Source organism: Micromonospora sp. RB23, assembly GCF_053585025.1.
This window is the reverse complement of record NZ_CM132111.1, coordinates 1045874-1064680: the sequence shown is the minus strand read 5'-3', so window position 1 is coordinate 1064680 and position 18807 is coordinate 1045874. Positions and strand designations below refer to the sequence as shown.

Below are 18807 nucleotides of genomic sequence, written 5' to 3'. Positions count from 1 at the left end.
GCCGGGTTTGCGAGCCCCGCAGTCGCGAACAAAGGAGGCACGATGACCGGCCCCACCGGTGACGTCGCCGAGCGGGCCGCCGCCGGTTTCACCGACCAGTTCGACGGTCCGGCCGCCGGCCTCTGGGCCGCGCCCGGCCGGGTCAACCTGATCGGTGAACACACCGACTACAACGACGGGTTCGTGCTGCCGTTCGCGCTTCCCATGCGTACCGTGGTCGCCGCCGACCGGCGCGACGACGAACGCTGGACGGTCTGGTCCGAGCTCTCCGGCGAGACCATCGCCTTCGGCGCGGACGACGTGGCCGAGCCCGGCCGGGTCACCGGCTGGGGCGCGTACGTGGCCGGGGTGGTCTGGGCGCTGCGCGACGCCGGCCACGCGGTGCCCGGCGCCCGACTCGCCATCGCCTCCGACGTGCCGCTGGGTTCCGGGCTCTCCTCGTCGGCCGCGCTCGAGTCCGCCGTGCTCGCCGCCCTGCTCGACCTCGCGGGGCTGGAGCTGCCCGCCGAACGGCAGCCCCGGCTGGCGCAGCGGGCGGAGAACGTCTACGTGGGCGCGCCGACCGGCATCATGGACCAGTCCGCGGTGATCCGCTGCCGCGCCGGGCACGCGCTCTTCCTCGACTGCCGCGACGAATCCGTCGAGCACATCCCGTTCGACCTGGACGTCGCCGGGTTGACCGTGCTGGTCATCGACAGCCACGCGCCGCACCGGCACGCCGACGGCGAGTACGCCGCCCGCCGCCGGTCCTGCGAGGCCGCCGCCAAGGCGCTCGGCGTCCCCGCGCTGCGTGACGTGAGCGTCGACGAGTTGGACGCCGCCCTGGCCCGGCTCGACGACGCCGAGACCCGCCGCCGGGTCCGGCACGTGGTCACCGAGGACCAGCGCGTGCTGGACACCGTCGCGCTGTTGCGTGCCGGCCGTGTCCGGGACATCGGCCCGCTGCTGACCGCCTCGCACGTCTCGATGCGTGACGACTTCGAGATCACCGTGCCGGAGATCGACACGGCGGTCGAGGCGGCGCTGTCGGCCGGCGCGTTGGGTGCGCGCATGACCGGCGGCGGATTCGGCGGCTGCGTCCTCGCCCTGGTCGAGACCGACCGCGTCGAAGCGGTGGCCGAGGCGGTCACGATCGCCTACGCCGAACGCAACTACACGGCCCCCACCACCACCCCGGTCCTCCCCTCCCCCGGTGCAACCCGCCTACGCTGACCCCCCGCGCCCCGGCTCCCCCCGCGCTGCCCGGCCGCTCATCCCGGTGATCAAGAGGTTCGCGTCAGAATTCGGGCTCGGATTGACGCGAACCTCTTGATCACCGGCGAGGTCGGGGTCGGGGTCGGGTGGAGTGGGCGTGCTTGTTCATGGAAGTAGTGGCCTCCCCGTTCGGGAAGGCCACTACTTCATGGATCGAGCGCGATCGTGGGGGTGCCCGGCGCGCGGTCTGGACGGTGCGCGGGCGGGTGCCGGGTACGGTCAGGCGGCTTCGACGATCATGGCGGCGCCCACCGTGCGGTTGGTGGTCTCGTCGATGATCACGAAGCCGCCGGTGTTGCGGTTACGCCGGTACTCGTCGGCCAGCAGCGGCACCGTGGTGCGCAGCCGTACCCGACCGATCTCGTTGAGCCGCAGCTCGTCCGCCGACTCGTCGCGGTGCAGCGAGTTGATGTCCAACCGGTAGTGCAGCCCGCGCACGATCGCCCGCGCCGAGCGGGTGGTGTGCTTGATCGCGTACCGGCCGCCGACCCGCAGCGGGGCCGTCTCGTCCATCCAGCAGACCATCGCCTCGATGTCCTGGGCGACGGCGGGCGCGTTGTTCGGCCGGCAGATCATGTCGCCCCGGGAGATGTCGATCTCGTCGGCCAACCGTACCGTCACCGACATGGGCGGGAAGGCCTCCGCGACCGGCCCGTCGGCGGTCTCCACGGCGGCGATCCGGCTGGTGAAGCCGGACGGCAGCACCATCACCTCGTCGCCCGGCTTGAGCACGCCGGAGGCGACCTGACCGGCGTAGCCGCGATAGTCGGTGACCGTCGTGGACTGCGGGCGGATCACGTACTGCACGGGGAACCGGACGTCGACCAGGTTGCGGTCACTGGCGATGTGCACCCGCTCCAGGTGGTGCAGCAGCGACGGGCCCTCGTACCACGGCATGTTCTCCGACCGGGCCACGATGTTGTCGCCGCGCAGCGCGGAGATCGGCACCACGGTCAGGTCCGGTACGTCGAGCTTCGCGGCGAACGCGGTGAACTCGTCGGCGATCCGCTCGTAGACCTCCTGCGACCAGTCGACCAGGTCCATCTTGTTGACGCACAGGACCAGGTGCGGCACCCGCAGCAGCGAGCACAGGAACGCGTGCCGGCGGGACTGCTCGACCAGGCCCTTGCGGGCGTCCACCAGGATCAACGCCAGGTCGGCCGTGGACGCGCCGGTGACCATGTTGCGGGTGTACTGGATGTGCCCGGGAGTGTCCGCGATGATGAACTTGCGCCGGGGCGTGGCGAAGTACCGGTACGCCACGTCGATCGTGATGCCCTGCTCCCGCTCGGCGCGCAGGCCGTCGGTGAGCAGCGCGAGGTTCGTGTACTCGTCGCCCCGGGCCGCACTGACCGCCTCGACCGCGGCCAGCTGGTCGGTGAAGAGCGACTTGGTGTCGTACAGCAGCCGGCCGATGAGGGTCGACTTGCCGTCGTCCACGCTGCCGGCGGTCGCGAACCGCAGCAGGTCCATCGCCCGGGCCTCGGCTGGCGGGGGCAGTGTCTCGGTGCTCATCAGAAGTAGCCCTCCCGCTTACGGTCCTCCATGGCGGCCTCGCTGACCCGGTCGTCACCACGGGTCGCGCCCCGCTCGGTGATCCGGGTGGCCGCCACCTCCTCGATGACCTTCTCCACGGTGTCCGCGTCCGAGCGGACCGCCGCGGTGCAGGAGGCGTCGCCGACGGTGCGGTAGCGCACCTGGGCCTTGAACCGCTCCTCGCCGGCGCGCGGGCGGAAGAACTCGTTGACCGCGTAGAGCATGCCGTCGCGCTCGATCACCTCACGCTCATGGGCGTAGTAGATCGACGGCAGCGGGATGCGCTCGCGGGCGATGTAGTGCCAGACGTCCAGCTCGGTCCAGTTGGACAGCGGGAAGACCCGGATCGACTCGCCCGGGTGGTGCCGGCCGTTGTAGAGCGACCACAGCTCCGGACGTTGGTTCTTCGGGTCCCACTGGCCGAACTCGTCGCGGAAGCTGAACACCCGCTCCTTGGCCCGTGCCTTCTCCTCGTCCCGGCGGGCGCCACCGAACAGCGCGTCGAAGCGGTGCTTCTCCACCGCGTCCAGCAGCACGGGCGTCTGGATGCGGTTGCGCATGCCGTCGCCGGACTCCCGGACCATGCCGCTGGCCAGGGCCTCCGGCACGCTCGCCACCACGAGCTGCAACCCCAGCTCGGTGACCCGCTGGTCGCGGTATTCCAGCACCTCGGGGAAGTTGTGCCCGGTGTCGACGTGCATCACGGGGAAGGGGATGTTGGCCGGGGCGAACGCCTTCTGCGCCAACCGCAGCATGACGATCGAGTCCTTGCCGCCGGAGAAGAGCAGCACCGGACGTTCCATCTCGGCGACAACCTCGCGCATCACGAAGATGCTCTCCGCCTCGAGAGCGTCCAGGTGGGAGACCCGGTAGGCCGCGGGGGAGGTCATGACACTCGCTCGCTCATCCGATTTCCAGACCTTTCCGGTCGGACATGTCAAGAAGTGCGCTCAGGCTACCCGGAATGCCTCTGCAGCGCTGCAAGCAACCGGCTGGCGAGATCCTTGCGACAGACCAGCAGGTCCGGCAGGCGCGGATCCGCCTCGTTGTATCGAAGCGCAGAACCGTCGATCCGGGAAGCGTGCAGTCCGGTGGCCGTCGCCACAGCCACCGGCGCCGCCGAGTCCCACTCGTACTGCCCGCCGGCATGGATGTACGCGTCCACCTCGCCGGTCACCACCGCGGCGATCTTCGCTCCGGCGGAACCCATCGGCACCAGATGCGCGCCCACGTCCTCGGCCAGGTCGGTGAGGAACACCGGCGGCCGACTCCGACTCGCCGCCAGACGGATCTTGCGCTCGCCGGCGGTCGCCGCCTCGACCGTCATCGGTGGGTACGCCGGCGGATAGTCGGTGCCGAGCACACGGTGCTGCGCCGGCAGACCCACGGCACCGGCGACCAGCCCGTGCGGGCTCGGCGCGTTCCGCGCCCAGAGCGCCACGTGCACCGCCCAGTCCGAGCGGCCCTCCTCGGCGAACTCCCGGGTGCCGTCCAACGGATCGATGATCCAGACGCGGTCCGCGGTCAGCCGGGACACCGCCCCCGCGTTCACCTCCGCCGCCCAGGCCAACCGCGAGCCCTCGTCCTCCTCGGAGAGCACCGCGTCCCCGGGACGCCACCGCGCCAACTCCGTGCGGATCAGATCGTGCGACACCTTGTCCCCGGCCGACTTCAGCGCCCCGGTGTCCGTGAAGCCCAACTCCGTACGCAGGTCCAGCAGAGCCTGACCGGCCCGGGAGGCCAACCACCGGGCGAACGCCCCGTCGATCATCGGAGGACTGCCCATCTGCCCGCTCCCGTCGCCTCGCCGCGGCCCGTGCCCGCACGCACCGATCGGCCGCGACCCGCGTCGCCGGTCACGGCACGCCGAAAGGCGCAGACTACCGGCCCGGCGTTTCCAATCCGGTACGCACCGCCCGACTCAACCCCCGTGATACAGGTTCTGCGTCGGCTCCACGCCCTTGACGATCACCGACTCCACCACGTCGGCGGCCCGGTCCACCAGGAAATCGAGCTCCTTACGCTCCGCCGCGCCGAAATCCGACAGTACGAAATCCGCCGGGTCCTGCCGCCCCGGCGGGCGCCCCACCCCGAACCGCACCCGGGCGTAGTCCTTCGTGCCCAGCGACTTCGACATTGAGCGCAGGCCGTTGTGGCCGCCCTCGCCGCCGCCGAACTTGATCCGCACCTGGCCGAAATCGATGTCCAACTCGTCGTGCACAGCGACCACCTGCGCCGGTGGCACCTTGTAGAACTGCGCCAGCGCCGCCACCGGTCCACCGGACAGGTTCATGTACGTCAGTGGCTTCACCAGCACCAGCTTCGGCCCACCGAACCCCAGCCGACCCTCGGCGACCTCGGCCACCGCCCGCTTGTGCCGACCGAACCGCGCGCCGACCCGCCCCGCCAGCAGCTCGGCCACCATGAACCCGACGTTGTGCCGGTTCCCGGCGTACTCCCGGCCCGGGTTACCCAGGCCGACCACCAGCCACGGCCCTGCCTCGTCCGTCACGACCCGCCCCTCCCGACGTCTTCACCGACTCCCGATACGCCGACAGGCGCCCCCGATGCTCGGGAGCGCCTGTCGCACGGTACGAACCGATCAGGCCTCGGTGCGCGCCTCGGTGGCCTCGTCGCCCTCGGCGGCGTCCGCGCCCTCGGAGCCCTCGGTGGTCTCGCCGACCTCGGCCTCGGCCTCCTCGGTGGCCGTCTCGACCTCGGGCAGCGTCGCCTCGAGCTGCTCCGCCGTCGGCGCGGCGGTCACGGAGGCGACCGGCAGCTCCGAGTCGGCGGCCAGCTCCACGCCGGAGGGCAGCTCGACGTCGGCGGCGGTGATCGTGGTGCCCGCCTCGGCGCCCTCGATCGAGGCCTCCAGGTGGTCCGGCACCCTGGTGGCGTCGGCGGTCACCGAGAGGGTGTCGTGGTCGTGCACGATCAGGGTGTCCTTCGCGGCCTCACCGGTCAGCTGGACCGGAACCTCGACGGTGACCTTCTCGCCACGGCGGACCAGGAGCAGGTCGACGTGCTCGAAGGTGTCCTTGATCGGGTCCCGCTGGATCGCCTTCGGCAGCGCCAGCACCTGGGTGCCGTCGGTGATGTCGATCGCGAAGAGCTGGTTGGCGCCACCCTTGCGGATCGCGGCGGCGAACTCCCGCGACGGCAGCGCGATGTGCTTGGGCTTCTCGCCGTGGCCGTACAGCACGGCGGGCACCTTGCCGGCCCGGCGGGTACGACGGGCACCACCCTTGCCGAACTCGGTGCGGGGCTCGGCGCTGATCTTTACCTCGGACACGGGGAAACTCCTGATGCTTCGCTGCGGCGGCTTGTCGTCTGGCGGTGCTGGGGCGAGGGGCTCGCTGGGGCTCATGCGTCATGAACGACTGCCCGGAGCACCGCGTCGATGACGGTGCCTCCGTGCGGCGCTTTTCAGCGGCCCGCCGGGCACCCTCGCCGTGGCAACCGCACCAGTCTACCCGAGCCAATTCCCAGGTTTCCGGCAGTCCCCGGTCACGGCGCCAGGCTGATTCGCCGACGATGGTTCCCGCCAGCGAATCAGCCCGTTTCGACCAGTTTGTCAGCCCTGCCCGTCGCTCCCGGCGACGTTCAGCTCAGACCACCGAAGAGGGTGGTCACCGAGCCGTCGTCGAACACCTCCCGGATCGCCCGCGCCAGCAGCGGCGCGATCGACAACACGGTCAACTTGTCGAGCTGCTTCTCCGGCGGCAACGGCAACGTGTTGGTCACCACGACCTCGCTGATCGGGCTGTTCTTCAACCGCTCCGTGGCCGGGTCGGACAGCAGCGCGTGGGTGGACGCCACCACGATCTCCGCCGCCCCCGACTCCTTGAGGATGTCCGCCGCCTTCGTGATCGTCCCACCGGTGTCGATCATGTCGTCGACGATCAGGCAGACCCGACCCTCCACCTCACCGACCACCCGGTTCGCCACCACCTGGTTCGGCTTCATCGGGTCACGCGTCTTGTGGATGAACGCCAACGGGCAACCGCCCAGCCGGTCGGTCCACCGCTCGGCCACCCGTACCCGGCCCGAATCCGGCGCCACCACGGTCATCGGCCGGCCCGCGTACTTGTGCTCCACGTACTCGGCGAGCACGTCCATCGCGAAGAGATGATCCACCGGCCCGTCGAAGAAGCCCTGGATCTGCGCGGTGTGCAGGTCGACCGTCAGGATCCGGTTGGCGCCGGCGGTCTTCAGCAGATCCGCCACCAGGCGGGCCGAGATCGGCTCCCGACCACGGTGCTTCTTGTCCTGCCGCGCGTACGGGTAGAACGGCAGCACCACGGTGATCCGCTTCGCCGAACCCCGCTTCAACGCGTCAACCATGATCAGGGTCTCCATGACCCAGGTGTTCACCCCGTGCGTCACGGACTGCACCACGAAGGCGTCCGAACCACGCACCGAATCCTTGAACCGTACGAAGATCTCACCGTTGGCGAACTCGTACGCGTCAGCCGGCGTCGGTGCCACGCCGAGCACCTCGCCGATCTCCTTGGCCAACTCCGGGAAACCCCGTCCGGAGAAGAGCATCAGGCTCTTGCGGTTTTCGGCGACGATGCTGCCCATGGGCCCGTCTGCTCCCGTTTGTCGGCGGTACCCGGCCCGGTGGTGGTGGGTCGGGGACTATTCGGTTGCAGTATCTCCCGCGCCGGACGCACCGCCCACCGTCTCGGCCCGCCCGTGCATTGCCTCACTGTCACTTGCGGTACCGGCCGCCTCCGACGCACCCTTCGCGTCGCTGGACGGCTGCGCACCCTTCCCGTCGCCGCCCGGCTGCGCACCCTGCGCATCGCGGGCACGCTGCGCGGCCTCGGCCGCCGCCGTGCCGGCCCGCCGCATGACCACCCAGCCCTCGATGTTGCGCTGCCGCGCGCGGGCGACGCCCATCGCGCCCGGCGGCACGTCGTCGACGATCACCGAACCGGCCGCCGTGTACGCGCCGTCGCCCACCTCGACCGGCGCCACGAACATGTTGTCCGCGCCCGTCCGGGCGTGGCTGCCGATCACCGTACGGTGCTTGTTGACCCCGTCGTAGTTCACGAAGACCGACGCCGCGCCGATGTTGCTCTGCTCGCCGATCGTCGCGTCACCGACGTAGGTCAGGTGCGGCACCTTCGAGCCCGCCCCGATCTCGGAGTTCTTCACCTCGACGAACGTGCCGACCTTGGCCTTGTCGGCGAGGCGCGCGGCGGGCCGCAGGTACGCGTACGGCCCCACGCTCGCGCCCGCACCCACCTCGGCGCCGACCGCGTGGCTGCGTACCACCGATGCGCCCGGCCCGACGACCGTGTCGATCAGCGTGACGTCCGGCCCGACCAGCGCGCCCGCGCCGACCACCGTGGCGCCGCGCAGCTGGGTGTTCTGGTCGACGACCGCGTCCCGGTCCAGCGCCACCGTCACGTCGATCCAGGTGGTCACCGGGTCGAGCAGGCTCACCCCGGTACGCATCCACGCCTCGTTGACCCGGTCGCGCAGCAGCCGGCGCAGCGACGCCAACTCCACCCGGTCGTTGCAGCCCAGCGTCTCGACGTGATCGACGGCCACGTGCACCGCGACCGGCTCGCCGGCCGAGCGGAGCAGCCCGAACACGTCGGTCAGGTACTCCTCGCCCTGGTCGTTGTCCGTGGACAGCTTGCCCAACGCGTCGCGCAGCCGGGCCGCGTCGAAGGCGTAGATGCCGGCGTTGATCTCGCGGATGTCGCGCTGTGCCGCGTCGGCGTCGCGCTCCTCGACGATCTGCTCCAGCCGGCCGTCGGCGTCCCGGACGATCCGGCCCAGCCCGGTCGGGTCGGGCACCTCGGCGGCCAGCACGGTGGCCGCCGCGGCGGCCTCCTCGTGCGCGGTCACCAGCGCGCCGACCGTCTCCGGGCGCAGCAGTGGCACGTCTCCGTTGATCACCACGACCGTGCCGGCGCCCTCCGGCACGGCGTCCAACGCGATTCGCACGGCGTGCCCCGTGCCGAGCTGCTCGGCCTGGAGCACGGGCGTGGCGTCGGGGGCGATCTCGGTGAGGTGGGCACGAACCTGGTCGGCGCCGTGACCCACCACGACGACGGTGCGGTCGGCGCCCAGCGGCGCTGCCGCGCTCAACACGTGGCCCAGCAGGGTACGACCGAGCAGGGGGTGCAGCACCTTGGGCAGTGTCGACTTCATCCGCTTGCCCTCACCGGCGGCGAGTACGACGACGGTACGAAGGTGGGGCTGGGGCACGACGTGGCTCCCGTCGGGACGGCGGACACTCTCGCGGCCATGCTAACCACGAGGCCCGGCACGGTTCCCTCTTACCCCCAGGAGAACCTAAAGCGGACTTATGGGGATAGCTCGGCCGCCAGGGTTCGAACCTGAAATACGGGTACCAAAGACCCGGGTGTTGCCAATTACACCACGGCCGATCGCATCGTCATGGAGGTCGACGCGGCAGGATGCCCGCATCCCGCCGCTACACCTTAACGCCCGACCTCGCCGGCGCCAGCACTCATGCCCTTCATGATCCCCTCGATCCTTCAGCACGGACGCCATGACCTGGGAACCTCGGTCACCGGAGAGCGGCGATAGTCGTCGTCGGCGTCGTGGCGGTCGGTGTCGGCTCCGGCGCCCCCGGCGGCAGGCGCCGAAGACGGCCACCCCGGGTGCCGCAGCGAGCCTGGATTCGTGCGCCGGGAGAGCGCACCTTGGCGGCGCTTAACACCGACCCTGACCAGCAGGTTCGCACGCTCGTACGACGATTCTTCGAAAGTTCCTCGTGCGATCTACCGGACCGTAAGTTACGGTGACGTAGGCGTAGGTTAGTGATCTTTTCCCCGTCCCTCTGCGAGGTGCCATGTCCACCACCGTGCTCGAACCCAACACCACCGGCTCCGGCCCGAAACCGCTCACCGACGGCACCCAGTCCTCCGGGATTCTGGCTGCCCTGTGGGCGTTCGTCGTGATCCCCTTCGTCGCGCTGCTGGTCGCCGTGCCCGTCGCCTGGGGCGGCTGGCTGGGCTGGAGCGACGTGATCATCGGCCTGGTCTGGTACGTGGTCTCCGGGCTCGGCATCACGGTGGGTTTCCACCGCTACTTCACGCACGGCTCCTTCAAGGCCAAGCGGTGGCTGCGGGTGACCCTGGCGGTCGCGGGTTCGCTGGCGGTGCAGGGCGAGATCATCCAGTGGGTGGCCGACCACCGGCGGCACCACGCGTTCTCCGATCTGGAGGGTGACCCGCACTCGCCGTGGCGCTTCGGCACCAGCGTCTGGGCACTGACCCGGGGCCTGTTCCACGCCCACGTGGGCTGGCTGTTCCGTCGCGAGTTGTCCAACCGGGAGCGTTTCGCTCCGGACCTGATCGCCGACCGGGACATCAGCCGGGTGGACCGGCTCTTCCCCGCGCTGGTGGCCGTCTCGTTGCTCGGCCCGGCGCTGCTGGGAGGTCTGGTGACCTGGTCGTGGCAGGGCGCGCTCACCGCCTTCTTCTGGGCCGGGCTGGTCCGGATCGGCCTTCTGCACCACGTCACGTGGGCCATCAACTCGGTTTGCCACGTGTACGGCGAGCGTCCGTTCGCGATGCGTCAGGGCGACCGCGCGTCGAACTTCTGGCCACTGGCGATCCTGTCGTTCGGTGAGAGCTGGCACAACCTGCACCACGCCGACCCGACCAGCGCGCGGCACGGTGTGCTGCGGGGTCAGGTGGACATCTCGGCCCGGGTGATCTGGTTGTTCGAGAAGGTCGGTGCGGCGTCGCAGGTGCGCTGGCCGAAGCCCGAACGCCTCGCGGCCAAGCTCGTGAAGCCGGTCGCACCCCGGTAAACCGGGCGGTGCCACGGCGGGTCGCCTGGCAGGATGGCCGGATGACCGAGCGACGCGGGGGGACCGGACGGCTCGGCGGACGAGGGCCGGGCCCGATCCGGGTTTGGTCGCACGGCACGGCAGGGCGGTCGGTCCGCCCGCCAGTGAGGCGACGACGTGAACGGGCACAGCGGGGACACCATTCCACGGCAGGGCGGGACCGAGCGCCAGCGAGGCGATGACATGCCCGAGGTGAGTGACGAGCCGGCCGGCCGGCGGCCACCGCCGGCCCCGGCGACGGCGAAACCCAAACCCACCTCTCGGGTACGGATGTCGGCGGCGCAGCGTCGGGAGCAGTTGATCGCGATCGGTCGGCAACTGTTCGCCGAGCGTGGTTTCGACGCCACCTCGATCGAGGAGGTGGCGGCCCGGGCCAAGGTCTCCAAGCCGGTGGTGTACGAGCACTTCGGTGGCAAGGAGGGGCTCTACGCGGTCGTGGTCGACCGGGAGGTCCGGGCCCTGCTGGACCGGATCACCACAGCGCTGACGGCGGGGCATCCGCGGGAGTTGTTGGAGCAGGCGGCGATGGCCCTGCTGGGGTACATCGAGGAGGAGACGAGCGGGTTCCGGGTACTGGTCCGCGAGTCGCCGCTGATGTCCGGCACGGCCACGTTCAGCAGCGTGATGAACGACGTCGCCCACCAGGTCGAGCACATCCTGGGCGCCGAGTTCAAGAGCCGGGGGTACGACCCGAAGCTCGCCGAACTCTACTCGCAGGCGCTGGTGGGCATGGTCGCGTTGACCGGCCGCTGGTGGCTGGAGGTGCGCAAGCCGCGCAAGGAGACGGTGGCGGCGCACCTGGTCAACATGGCGTGGAACGGGTTGTCGCACCTGGAGGCGAAGCCCACCCTGATCACCGCCCGCCGGCGCTGACCCCGGTTCAGCTCCGGTGCGCGTCGGCCACCGGATGTTTGCGGCGCTCCAGCTCCGCCTCGGCGTGCTCCGACGGGCCGACTTTGTCGTAGAGGCCGGTGCCGAGCAGAACCAGGCCGAACAGCATCGACACGATCACGGTCGACATCGAGAAGTTGAGGAAGTTCGCGTCGGTCTGCAGCACGGACATCATGAGGATGCTGGTCGCCAGGAACACCACGCCGGCGGTGAGGTTCATGTAGTGGCCGAGGTTGGTGCGCCGGGACGCCCCGATGATCAGCACGACTCCGAAGACCACGGAGGCGAGCGAGAAGGCCAGGTTCGTCCGTAAACCGAGGGCCCAGGTGCTGCTGCGGGCGAAGAGCGGGTCACCGATCGTCTCGGCGACACCCCAGACGCCGAAGACCAGGATGTACACGCCGATCAGCCCGGAGAGCACCCGGTAGAGCGGCCGTGCCGGATGGTTGACCGGAAAGTGCGGCATACCCGAGACCCCCCTGACGTGACTGATTCAGGGGAATTGTCGCCCAAGAAAACGGGCATGTCAGGCGAACCACCGACGGTTGCGGTCCGCCCGGGAGGGCTGGACCAGGTCAGGTTTTCGCCGGAGCCCGAGCTGCGCAGGGATCAAGCCTGACCGCCCGGAGCAGCTCGGGCTCCGGCGAAAACCCACGGCCGAAACCAAGAAGAACTCAGAGAACGAGCCGAGCCTTCTGGAACGCCTCCGCCTCCTCGTCAGTGCCGACCTTGCCGTACATGCCGGCCATGAGCAGCACCAGGGAGGCCGACAGCAGCACGATCACCGTGACGACGGTGAAGTTGAAGATGTTGGCGTCGGTACGGATGAACGCGAGGCCGCCGAGGCCGATCACCATCAGGGCGTACGCCATCCACTGGTTGACCGCCACGTCGATGTTGCGGCCGAGCGCGGTGCCGACCAGGACGACGAGCCCGAGCAGCGCGCAGAGCAGCGAGAAGCCGAGGTTGGTGCCCTGGCCGAGGACCTTCGTGTCGTCCTGGGCGAGGACCTCGTTGCCGGCGCTGGCGATGATGCCGAGCACGCCGAAGACCACCAGGTACAGACCGGTCAGCCCGCCGATCGCCCGGTAGATCGGCCGCGCGGGGTGGTTGATGGGGGTGTGGGCCATGTCTGGGTCTCCAACGCCGTGGGGTGAGGTGTCGCCGATGATTGTCCCGCATGCGCCGGTGTGACGCCGCACACGGCCCCGCGCCGCCGTGTCCGGGCGGGTCAGCCCTCGGGTATCTCCTCGGCGAGGGTCATCCAGCTCTCCTCGATCCGTTCCCGTTCGGCACGCAGATCCTTGAGCTGGGTGTCCAGCTCGGCGACCCGGGCGTAGTCGGTGGCGTCGGCGGCGAGTTGGTCGAGCAGGGTCGCCTCGCGCTGGTCGAGCTTGCCGAGTTGCCGTTCGAGGCGGGTCAGCTCCTTGCGGGCCTGGCGCACCTCGGCGGCGGACATGCCGCTCGTGGCCGGGCCGGTGGGTGCGGCGGCGGGGGCGCCGCCCGCCCGGGTGACGCCGGCCCGCTCCGCGGTCCGGGCGAGGTACTCGTCGACGCCACCGGGCAGGTGCACCAGCCGACCGTCGCCGAACATCCCGTACGCGGTGTCGGTGACGCGTTCGATGAGGTAGCGGTCGTGGCTGGCCACGATGATCGTGCCGGGCCACGAGTCGAGCAGGTCTTCGAGCGCGGCGAGAGTGTCGGTGTCCAGGTCGTTGGTGGGCTCGTCGAAGAGCAGCACGTTGGGCTCGCCGGCGAGCAGCCGCAGCATCTGCAACCGGCGACGCTCACCGCCGGAGAGGTCGCTGACGGGCGTCCAGAGCCGGCGGTCGTCGAAGCCGAAGACCTCGGCGAGCTGCGCGGCGGAGACCTCCCGGTCGCCGAGCTGGACGCGGCGGGCGACCTCCTCCACGGCTTCGAGGACCCGCAGGTGCCCGGGCAGCTCGGCGAGTTCCTGGGACAGGAACGCCGGCCGGACGGTGGAGCCGGTGGCGAGGCGGCCACCGTCGGGCCGGGTGATGCCGGCGAGCATCCGCAGCAGCGTGGTCTTGCCGGCGCCGTTGGCACCGAGGATGGCGATCCGGTCACCGGGGCCGACCAGCCAGGTGACGTCGCGCAGGATCTCCTTCGGCCCGGCGTGCAGCTCGACGTCCGTCAGCTCGTACACCTGCTTGCCGAGTCGGGAGACGGCCATGCGCTGCAACGACATGGTGTCGCGGGCCGGCGGCACGTCGGCGATCAGCGCGTTGGCGGCGTCGATGCGGAACTGCGGCTTGGAGGTGCGGGCGGGCGGGCCACGCCGCAGCCAGGCGATCTCCTTGCGGAGCAGGTTCTGCCGGCGGGCCTCGGTGGCGGCGGCGACCCGCTCGCGCTCCGCGCGGGCGAGGATCCAGGCGGCGAAGCCGCCCTCGTACGCCCGGACGGTCTGGTCGGCGACCTCCCAGGTGGTGGTGCAGACGGCGTCCAGGAACCAGCGGTCGTGGGTGACCACGACGAGGGCGCCCTTGCGGCCGACGAGGTGCCGGGCCAGCCAGTCGACACCGCCCACGTCCAGGTGGTTGGTGGGCTCGTCGAGGATCAGCAGGTCCGAGTCGCGGACGAGCAGTGCGGCCAGCGCCACGCGTCGCCGTTCGCCACCGGACATCGGGCCGACGGGCTGGTCGAGGCCGAGGTGCGGCATGCCGAGGCCGTCGAGGATGTTGCGGACGCCGGCGTCGCCGGCCCACTCGTGTTCGGCGCCCATGCCCTCGACGAGCCACGCGGTGCCGAGCACGACGTCCCGGACGGTGGCGTCGGGGGCGAGGGTGAGCTGTTGCGGCAGCCAGAGCACACGCAGGTCGCGGCGGTGGGTGACCCGGCCGTCGTCGGGGTCCTCCTGCTTGGTGAGCAGGCGCAGCAGGGTGGACTTGCCGGCGCCGTTGAGGCCGACCACACCGATCCGGTCGGCGTCGTCCAGGCCGAGCGAGACGTCCGTGAGGAGCCGACCGGCGGCGCCGTACCCCTTGGACACCCGGTCCAGATTGACGATGTTGGCCACGTTCCACCCTTCAAGATCAAGGCGTCCGGGTGCCGGCGGGCACCTCGGGACGCCTGACTCAAGGGTACGCGGACGTCCGGACCCCCCACGCCGCGCGGGCCAGCGACGTCAGACGACGCGCGCGCCCGCCACCGGCCCGTGTGCGACCCGTGCCTCCCGGCACACCCCGGCACTGGTCAGCTCGGCGGCGATCCGTTCGGCGTCGGCGGCGTCGGCGGCGAGGAAGACACAGGTCGGGCCGGAGCCGGAGACGATGCCGGTGAGCGCGCCGGCCGCCTCGCCGGCCTTGAGGGTGTCGGCCAGCGCGGGGCGCATGGCCAGCGCCGCGTCCTGGAGGTCGTTGCCGAGGGTACGGGCGAGGACCCGCGGATCGCGCTGGCGCAGCGCGCCCAGCAACGCGTCGGTGCTGCCCAGCGGCGCACCGGCCGTGCCGGAATCGCGCAGCCGGTCCAGTTCCCGGTACGCGGCCGGGGTGGACAGGCCCCCGTCGGCGATGGCCACCACCCAGTGCCATGAGGTGGGCCGGGCCAGCACCGGGCTGACCGCCTCGCCGCGTCCGGTGCCCAGCGCGGTGCCCCCGTAGATGAGGAACGGCACGTCCGAGCCGAGGTCGGCGGCGATCCCGGCCAGCTCGTCGCGGGACAGGCCGGTGCCCCAGAGCGCGTCGCAGGCCACCAGCGCGGCGGCCGCGTCGGCGCTGCCGCCGGCCAACCCCCCGGCGAGGGGGATCTGCTTGCGCAGGTGCAGACGGGCGTGCGGCATGACACCGGCGTACCCGGCCAGGGCGTGTGCCGCGCGGATCACCAGGTTGGAGTCGTCAAGCGCCAGTTCGCCGGTGCCCTCGCCCTCCATGGTCAGGGCGAGGGTGTCGCCCCGGCGGGCCGTCAGCTCGTCGTAGATGGAGATCGCGTGGTAGACGGTGTTCAGCTCGTGGTAGCCGTCGCGCCGCAGCGGCCCCACCCCGAGGTGCAGGTTGACCTTGGCGGGTACCCGTACCCGCACCGGGCCGACGGCCCCGCGTCGCTCGTCCTCGTCGTCCGGTCGCCAGGCCTCGGTCACGGGATGAGGTCCCGCACGTGCAGGCGGATGTCGAACGGCTTGGCCACGATCAGCTCCTCGGCGTCCTGGGCGGGCACGGGCGTCAGCCTACTTCGCGGCCGGCGTACCGACCGGAGCCGACGCGGCGATGGCCGCGAACTGCTCCACGGTCAGCGACTCGCCACGGGCGCCGGGGTCGACGCCGGCGGCGGTGAGGGCGGCCTCGGCCCGGTCCGGGCCGCCGGCCCAGCCGGCGAGCGCCGCGCGCAGGGTCTTGCGGCGTTGCGCGAACGCCGCGTCCACCACGGCGAAGACCCGCTCCCGGGGTACGTCGGGGCGGGGTGGCTCATGGCAGGTGAAGGCGACCAGACCGGAGTCGACGTTGGGGACCGGCCAGAACACGTTCGGCGGCACCCGCCCGGCGCCGCGCGCGTCGGCGTACCAGGCGAGCTTGACCGACGGGATGCCGTACACCTTGGAGCCGGGACCGGCGACGAGCCGGTCGGCGACCTCTTTCTGCACCATGACCAGCCCGTGCCGCAGGGTGGGCAGCTCGGCGAGCAGATGCAGCACCACCGGCACGGCGACGTTGTAGGGCAGGTTCGCGACCAGCGCGGTCGGCGGCGGGCCGTCCAGCTCCGCGGCGGTGACCCGCAGCGCGTCGGCGCGGTGCACGGTGAGCCGGTCGGCGTCCGCTCCGGCGTGTCGGGCGGCGGTCTCCGGTAGCGCGCCGGCGAGCGTGGGGTCGATCTCCACGGCGTGCACGTGCCCCGCGACCGGCAGCAGTCCCAGGGTGAGCGAGCCGAGACCGGGACCGACCTCCAGGGCCACGTCGTCGGGCGTCAGGCCGGCGGCCGTGACGATCCGGCGGACGGTGTTCGGGTCGTGGACGAAGTTCTGACCCAGCTTCTTGGTGGGCGCGACGCCCAACCGGGTGGCGAGTTCCCGGATCTCCGCCGGGCCGAGGAGACTCACCACGGGCCGAAGGCCCGGTCGCCGTTGGCGGAGATGGCCGCGCAGAGCTCGTCCAGGTCGCTGCCGGTGGTCGCGGCGAGGGCGCGGACGGTCAGCGGGATCAGGTACGACGCGTTCGGCCGTCCCCGGTGCGGCGTCGGGGTGAGGTAGGGCGCGTCGGTCTCCACCAGCATCTGGTCCAGGGGTGTGAGCGCGGCGGCCTCGCGCAGGGCGGTGGCGCTGCCGAAGGTGACGGTGCCGGCGAAGCTGAGCAGGTAGCCACGGCGCACGCACTCGCGGGCGAACTCGGCGTCACCGGAGAAGCAGTGCAGCACCACCGTGTCCGGGGCGCCCTCGTCGTCGAGGATCCGCAGCACGTCCGCGTGCGCGTCCCGGTCGTGGATGACCAGGGTCTTGCCGTACCGCTTGGCGACGGCGATGTGGGCTCGGAAGCTCTCCTCCTGCGCGGCGCGGCCCTCGTCGCCGGTGCGGAAGAAATCCATTCCGGTCTCGCCGATCCCCCGGACCCGGTCGCGTGCGGCCAACGACTCGATCTCCCGCAGCGCCGCGTCGAGGTCGGGCAGTCGGGGCGCCTCGTTGGGGTGCAGCGCCACGGTGGCCAGCACCGCCTTGTACGCGTCCGCGGTGTCCGCGCCCCAGCGCGAGGAGGCGACGTCCACCCCGACCTGGACCAGCCGGTCCACCCCGACGGTGACGGCCAGGTCGATCGCCGCGGCGACCGGTTCCTCGGCCGGCCCGCCACCCGGCACACCGGCCTCGCTCACCGTGATGTCCAGGTGGGTGTGGCTGTCCAGCACCGGCCGGGGCAGCGGCTCGGGGGCGGGTGGGAACTCTCCGGCCCGCCGGGCGGCACGCTCGCGGCGGGTTTCAGTCGGCTCGGTCATCAGCGACAGCATCACACACCGGCGTCGTCCACCCGCCCGCCACCCGACGTTCACCTCGACTACGCCGCGCGACTCTACCGTCGCGGCAATGGACGTCACATCCCACGCGCGCGACGCCGCTGGCGAACGGACCGGGTTGCGCGTGGCGTTCGGCGGCGGCGTGTACCCGGCCGAGGAGATCGCCCGGGGCGCCGCGTACGAGCTGTTCAGCGCCGAGGAGGTGGCTGGCTTCGAACGGGCGTCCCGCCCGGACAGCGCCCTGCCGTGGCGGCGGTTCGTGCACGTCACCGAGGTGAACGCGGTGCACGGGGCCGTCGAGGCGGCCGAGGAACCGGAGACGCCGCTGATGCTGCCGGCGCACCGGGAGCACGGCTGGTCACACGTACACCAGCTCAGCCAGCAGCCATCGGCGGCGGGCGACCCGGTGTTGGCCGCGGTGCGCGCCTCGGCGGTGGTGCGGCGCGGCACCCGGATGGTGAAGATCCTCTCCGCGCGACAGCTCGCCGGGTACGTGCGGGGCTGGCTGCCGCACGGCTTCTGCTACCGGGAGCACGACGTGGCGCACCTGCGCACGCCGGCGGCGACCACCGTGCTGCGCACCGACGGGGACGTCGGGCGGGACGGATCGGAGGTGGCGTACGCGCTGCGCTGGCGGGCGGCGGACCCGGGCGACTACGACGTGCCGGTGGGCGAGGCGCACCGGGGCCTGACCGCGCTCCGGCCCCGGGACCGCGTGGGCCCCGCGGTGCTGGGCACCGGTTTCCTGCCGAGCAACGGCCAACTCGTTCCGGAGTTCGTGACCCGGGACTTCGCCGACCTGCCGATGCCGGCGAACGCGACGCTACTCGCGTACACCGCCGAGGGGGTGGAGGTGGTGCTCTACAGCTACCAGGCTGAGCAGCGTGCGTGGCTGCGGATGGTGGGCCCGCAGTGGCGGCACCTGCTGGCCGCGGTCCCGGGCCTCTCCCCCGACCAGGAGTTCGTGCCGACCGGCGACGCCCCGCGCTCCACCCAACTCGTCGGCCTCTACGGCGACACGGAGTACGAGGCGGTGGCGGACCTGCCCGGGGGTTTCCGGGTGTTGGCGATGACCCGGGCGGCCCGCTACCCGGTGGAGGCGGTGGCTCGCCGGCTCCGGTTCGCCTCGTGGCGGGGCGTGCCGTGCCTGGTGCTGCGCGAGGAGGCCGGCTGGCTGCGGTTGCGGCTGCGCCACCCGGATCCGGACGCGGTGGTCGACACCGGCGCGCAGTGCCACGACCGGGGTGTCTACGAGACCTGGGCGCCGGGCGCCGAGGTGACCGACGACCAGGTCATGGACACGCGTTACGCGCTCTGACGGCGCGCGGCGG

The 18807-nt window shown here is 71.6% G+C and carries 17 protein-coding genes and 1 tRNA gene; 4 read left to right on the top strand and 14 right to left on the bottom strand.

Annotation, left to right across the window (positions count from 1 at the left end; genetic code table 11):
• Positions 1-42 precede the first annotated feature (42 nt).
• Positions 43-1212 carry a galactokinase gene (gene galK / locus ACTFTM_RS04960; RefSeq protein WP_449564682.1) on the top strand — a complete coding sequence of 390 codons (1170 nt, stop codon included), beginning with the start codon at positions 43-45 and terminating at the stop codon, positions 1210-1212.
• A gap of 261 nt (positions 1213-1473) precedes the next feature.
• On the opposite strand, the gene ACTFTM_RS04955 is transcribed toward galK, so the two are convergent.
• The 8 genes from ACTFTM_RS04955 to ACTFTM_RS04920 all read right to left on the bottom strand — a co-directional run bounded on the left by ACTFTM_RS04955 (position 1474) and on the right by ACTFTM_RS04920 (position 9200).
• Positions 1474-2769 carry a sulfate adenylyltransferase subunit 1 gene (locus ACTFTM_RS04955; protein ID WP_449564681.1) on the bottom strand — a complete coding sequence of 432 codons (1296 nt, stop codon included), beginning with the start codon at positions 2767-2769 and terminating at the stop codon, positions 1474-1476.
• On the bottom strand, positions 2769-3680 hold the full coding sequence (gene cysD, locus ACTFTM_RS04950) for a sulfate adenylyltransferase subunit CysD (protein WP_449564680.1): 912 nt from the start codon (positions 3678-3680) through the stop codon (positions 2769-2771). The genes ACTFTM_RS04955 and cysD overlap by 1 nt, the downstream gene beginning before the upstream one ends.
• Positions 3681-3745: 65 nt before the next feature.
• A complete protein-coding gene (locus ACTFTM_RS04945; protein ID WP_449564679.1) occupies positions 3746-4576 on the bottom strand; it encodes an inositol monophosphatase family protein in 831 nt (276 codons plus the stop codon).
• Positions 4577-4711: 135 nt separating this feature from the next.
• Entirely contained in the window at positions 4712-5302 is a 591-nt protein-coding gene (gene pth / locus ACTFTM_RS04940) for an aminoacyl-tRNA hydrolase (protein ID WP_449564678.1), read from the bottom strand.
• A 90-nt stretch (positions 5303-5392) separates the two neighbouring features.
• Positions 5393-6082, bottom strand: a complete 690-nt coding sequence (locus ACTFTM_RS04935) for a 50S ribosomal protein L25/general stress protein Ctc (RefSeq protein ID WP_449564677.1) — start codon at positions 6080-6082, stop codon at positions 5393-5395.
• A 311-nt stretch (positions 6083-6393) separates the two neighbouring features.
• Positions 6394-7374, bottom strand: coding sequence for a ribose-phosphate diphosphokinase (locus ACTFTM_RS04930; RefSeq protein WP_433536949.1), 981 nt, complete (start codon positions 7372-7374; stop codon positions 6394-6396).
• Positions 7375-7431: 57 nt separating this feature from the next.
• Positions 7432-9018: a bifunctional UDP-N-acetylglucosamine diphosphorylase/glucosamine-1-phosphate N-acetyltransferase GlmU gene (glmU, locus tag ACTFTM_RS04925; protein ID WP_449564676.1), complete on the bottom strand. Its 1587-nt coding sequence runs from the start codon at positions 9016-9018 to the stop codon at positions 7432-7434.
• Positions 9019-9128: 110 nt separating this feature from the next.
• Positions 9129-9200: transfer RNA gene (locus ACTFTM_RS04920), tRNA-Gln, on the bottom strand.
• Between the two features lie 428 nt (positions 9201-9628).
• Here ACTFTM_RS04920 and ACTFTM_RS04915 point away from each other — a divergent pair.
• Positions 9629-10594 (top strand): acyl-CoA desaturase, encoded by a 966-nt coding sequence (locus tag ACTFTM_RS04915; protein ID WP_449564675.1) that lies wholly within the window; start codon positions 9629-9631, stop codon positions 10592-10594.
• 222 nt (positions 10595-10816) lie between these two features.
• Positions 10817-11506: a TetR family transcriptional regulator gene (locus tag ACTFTM_RS04910; RefSeq protein WP_449564674.1), complete on the top strand. Its 690-nt coding sequence runs from the start codon at positions 10817-10819 to the stop codon at positions 11504-11506.
• 7 nt (positions 11507-11513) lie between these two features.
• On the opposite strand, the gene ACTFTM_RS04905 is transcribed toward ACTFTM_RS04910, so the two are convergent.
• The 6 genes from ACTFTM_RS04905 to ACTFTM_RS04880 all read right to left on the bottom strand — a co-directional run bounded on the left by ACTFTM_RS04905 (position 11514) and on the right by ACTFTM_RS04880 (position 17470).
• Positions 11514-11990, bottom strand: a complete 477-nt coding sequence (locus ACTFTM_RS04905; RefSeq protein ID WP_449564673.1) for a DUF4383 domain-containing protein — start codon at positions 11988-11990, stop codon at positions 11514-11516.
• Positions 11991-12198: 208 nt separating this feature from the next.
• Positions 12199-12654 (bottom strand): DUF4383 domain-containing protein, encoded by a 456-nt coding sequence (locus tag ACTFTM_RS04900; RefSeq protein WP_449564672.1) that lies wholly within the window; start codon positions 12652-12654, stop codon positions 12199-12201.
• A gap of 101 nt (positions 12655-12755) precedes the next feature.
• On the bottom strand, positions 12756-14561 hold the full coding sequence (locus ACTFTM_RS04895) for an ABC-F family ATP-binding cassette domain-containing protein (RefSeq protein ID WP_449564671.1): 1806 nt from the start codon (positions 14559-14561) through the stop codon (positions 12756-12758).
• 108 nt (positions 14562-14669) lie between these two features.
• Complete coding sequence (locus ACTFTM_RS04890; protein WP_449564670.1) at positions 14670-15620, bottom strand: 4-(cytidine 5'-diphospho)-2-C-methyl-D-erythritol kinase; 951 nt, start codon at positions 15618-15620, stop codon at positions 14670-14672.
• Positions 15621-15707: 87 nt separating this feature from the next.
• Complete coding sequence (gene rsmA, locus ACTFTM_RS04885) at positions 15708-16577, bottom strand: 16S rRNA (adenine(1518)-N(6)/adenine(1519)-N(6))-dimethyltransferase RsmA (RefSeq protein WP_449564669.1); 870 nt, start codon at positions 16575-16577, stop codon at positions 15708-15710.
• Entirely contained in the window at positions 16571-17470 is a 900-nt protein-coding gene (locus ACTFTM_RS04880; RefSeq protein ID WP_449564668.1) for a TatD family hydrolase, read from the bottom strand. Before ACTFTM_RS04880 ends, rsmA begins: the two co-directional genes overlap by 7 nt.
• A gap of 76 nt (positions 17471-17546) precedes the next feature.
• On the opposite strand from ACTFTM_RS04880, the gene ACTFTM_RS04875 reads away from it, so the two are divergent.
• Complete coding sequence (locus ACTFTM_RS04875; RefSeq protein WP_449564667.1) at positions 17547-18794, top strand: hypothetical protein; 1248 nt, start codon at positions 17547-17549, stop codon at positions 18792-18794.
• The last annotated feature ends 13 nt before the right edge of the window (positions 18795-18807 follow it).

Coding starts and splice junctions, on each gene's coding strand:
- ACTFTM_RS04880 (WP_449564668.1), bottom strand. CDS start 17,470: ATGCTGTCGCTGATGACCGAGCCGACTGAAACCCGCCGCGAGCGTGCC.
- ACTFTM_RS04955 (WP_449564681.1), bottom strand. CDS start 2,769: ATGAGCACCGAGACACTGCCCCCGCCAGCCGAGGCCCGGGCGATGGAC.
- ACTFTM_RS04905 (WP_449564673.1), bottom strand. CDS start 11,990: ATGCCGCACTTTCCGGTCAACCATCCGGCACGGCCGCTCTACCGGGTG.
- ACTFTM_RS04910 (WP_449564674.1), top strand. CDS start 10,817: ATGCCCGAGGTGAGTGACGAGCCGGCCGGCCGGCGGCCACCGCCGGCC.
- cysD (WP_449564680.1), bottom strand. CDS start 3,680: ATGACCTCCCCCGCGGCCTACCGGGTCTCCCACCTGGACGCTCTCGAG.
- ACTFTM_RS04915 (WP_449564675.1), top strand. CDS start 9,629: ATGTCCACCACCGTGCTCGAACCCAACACCACCGGCTCCGGCCCGAAA.
- ACTFTM_RS04945 (WP_449564679.1), bottom strand. CDS start 4,576: ATGGGCAGTCCTCCGATGATCGACGGGGCGTTCGCCCGGTGGTTGGCC.
- ACTFTM_RS04875 (WP_449564667.1), top strand. CDS start 17,547: ATGGACGTCACATCCCACGCGCGCGACGCCGCTGGCGAACGGACCGGG.
- ACTFTM_RS04930 (WP_433536949.1), bottom strand. CDS start 7,374: ATGGGCAGCATCGTCGCCGAAAACCGCAAGAGCCTGATGCTCTTCTCC.
- galK (WP_449564682.1), top strand. CDS start 43: ATGACCGGCCCCACCGGTGACGTCGCCGAGCGGGCCGCCGCCGGTTTC.
- ACTFTM_RS04900 (WP_449564672.1), bottom strand. CDS start 12,654: ATGGCCCACACCCCCATCAACCACCCCGCGCGGCCGATCTACCGGGCG.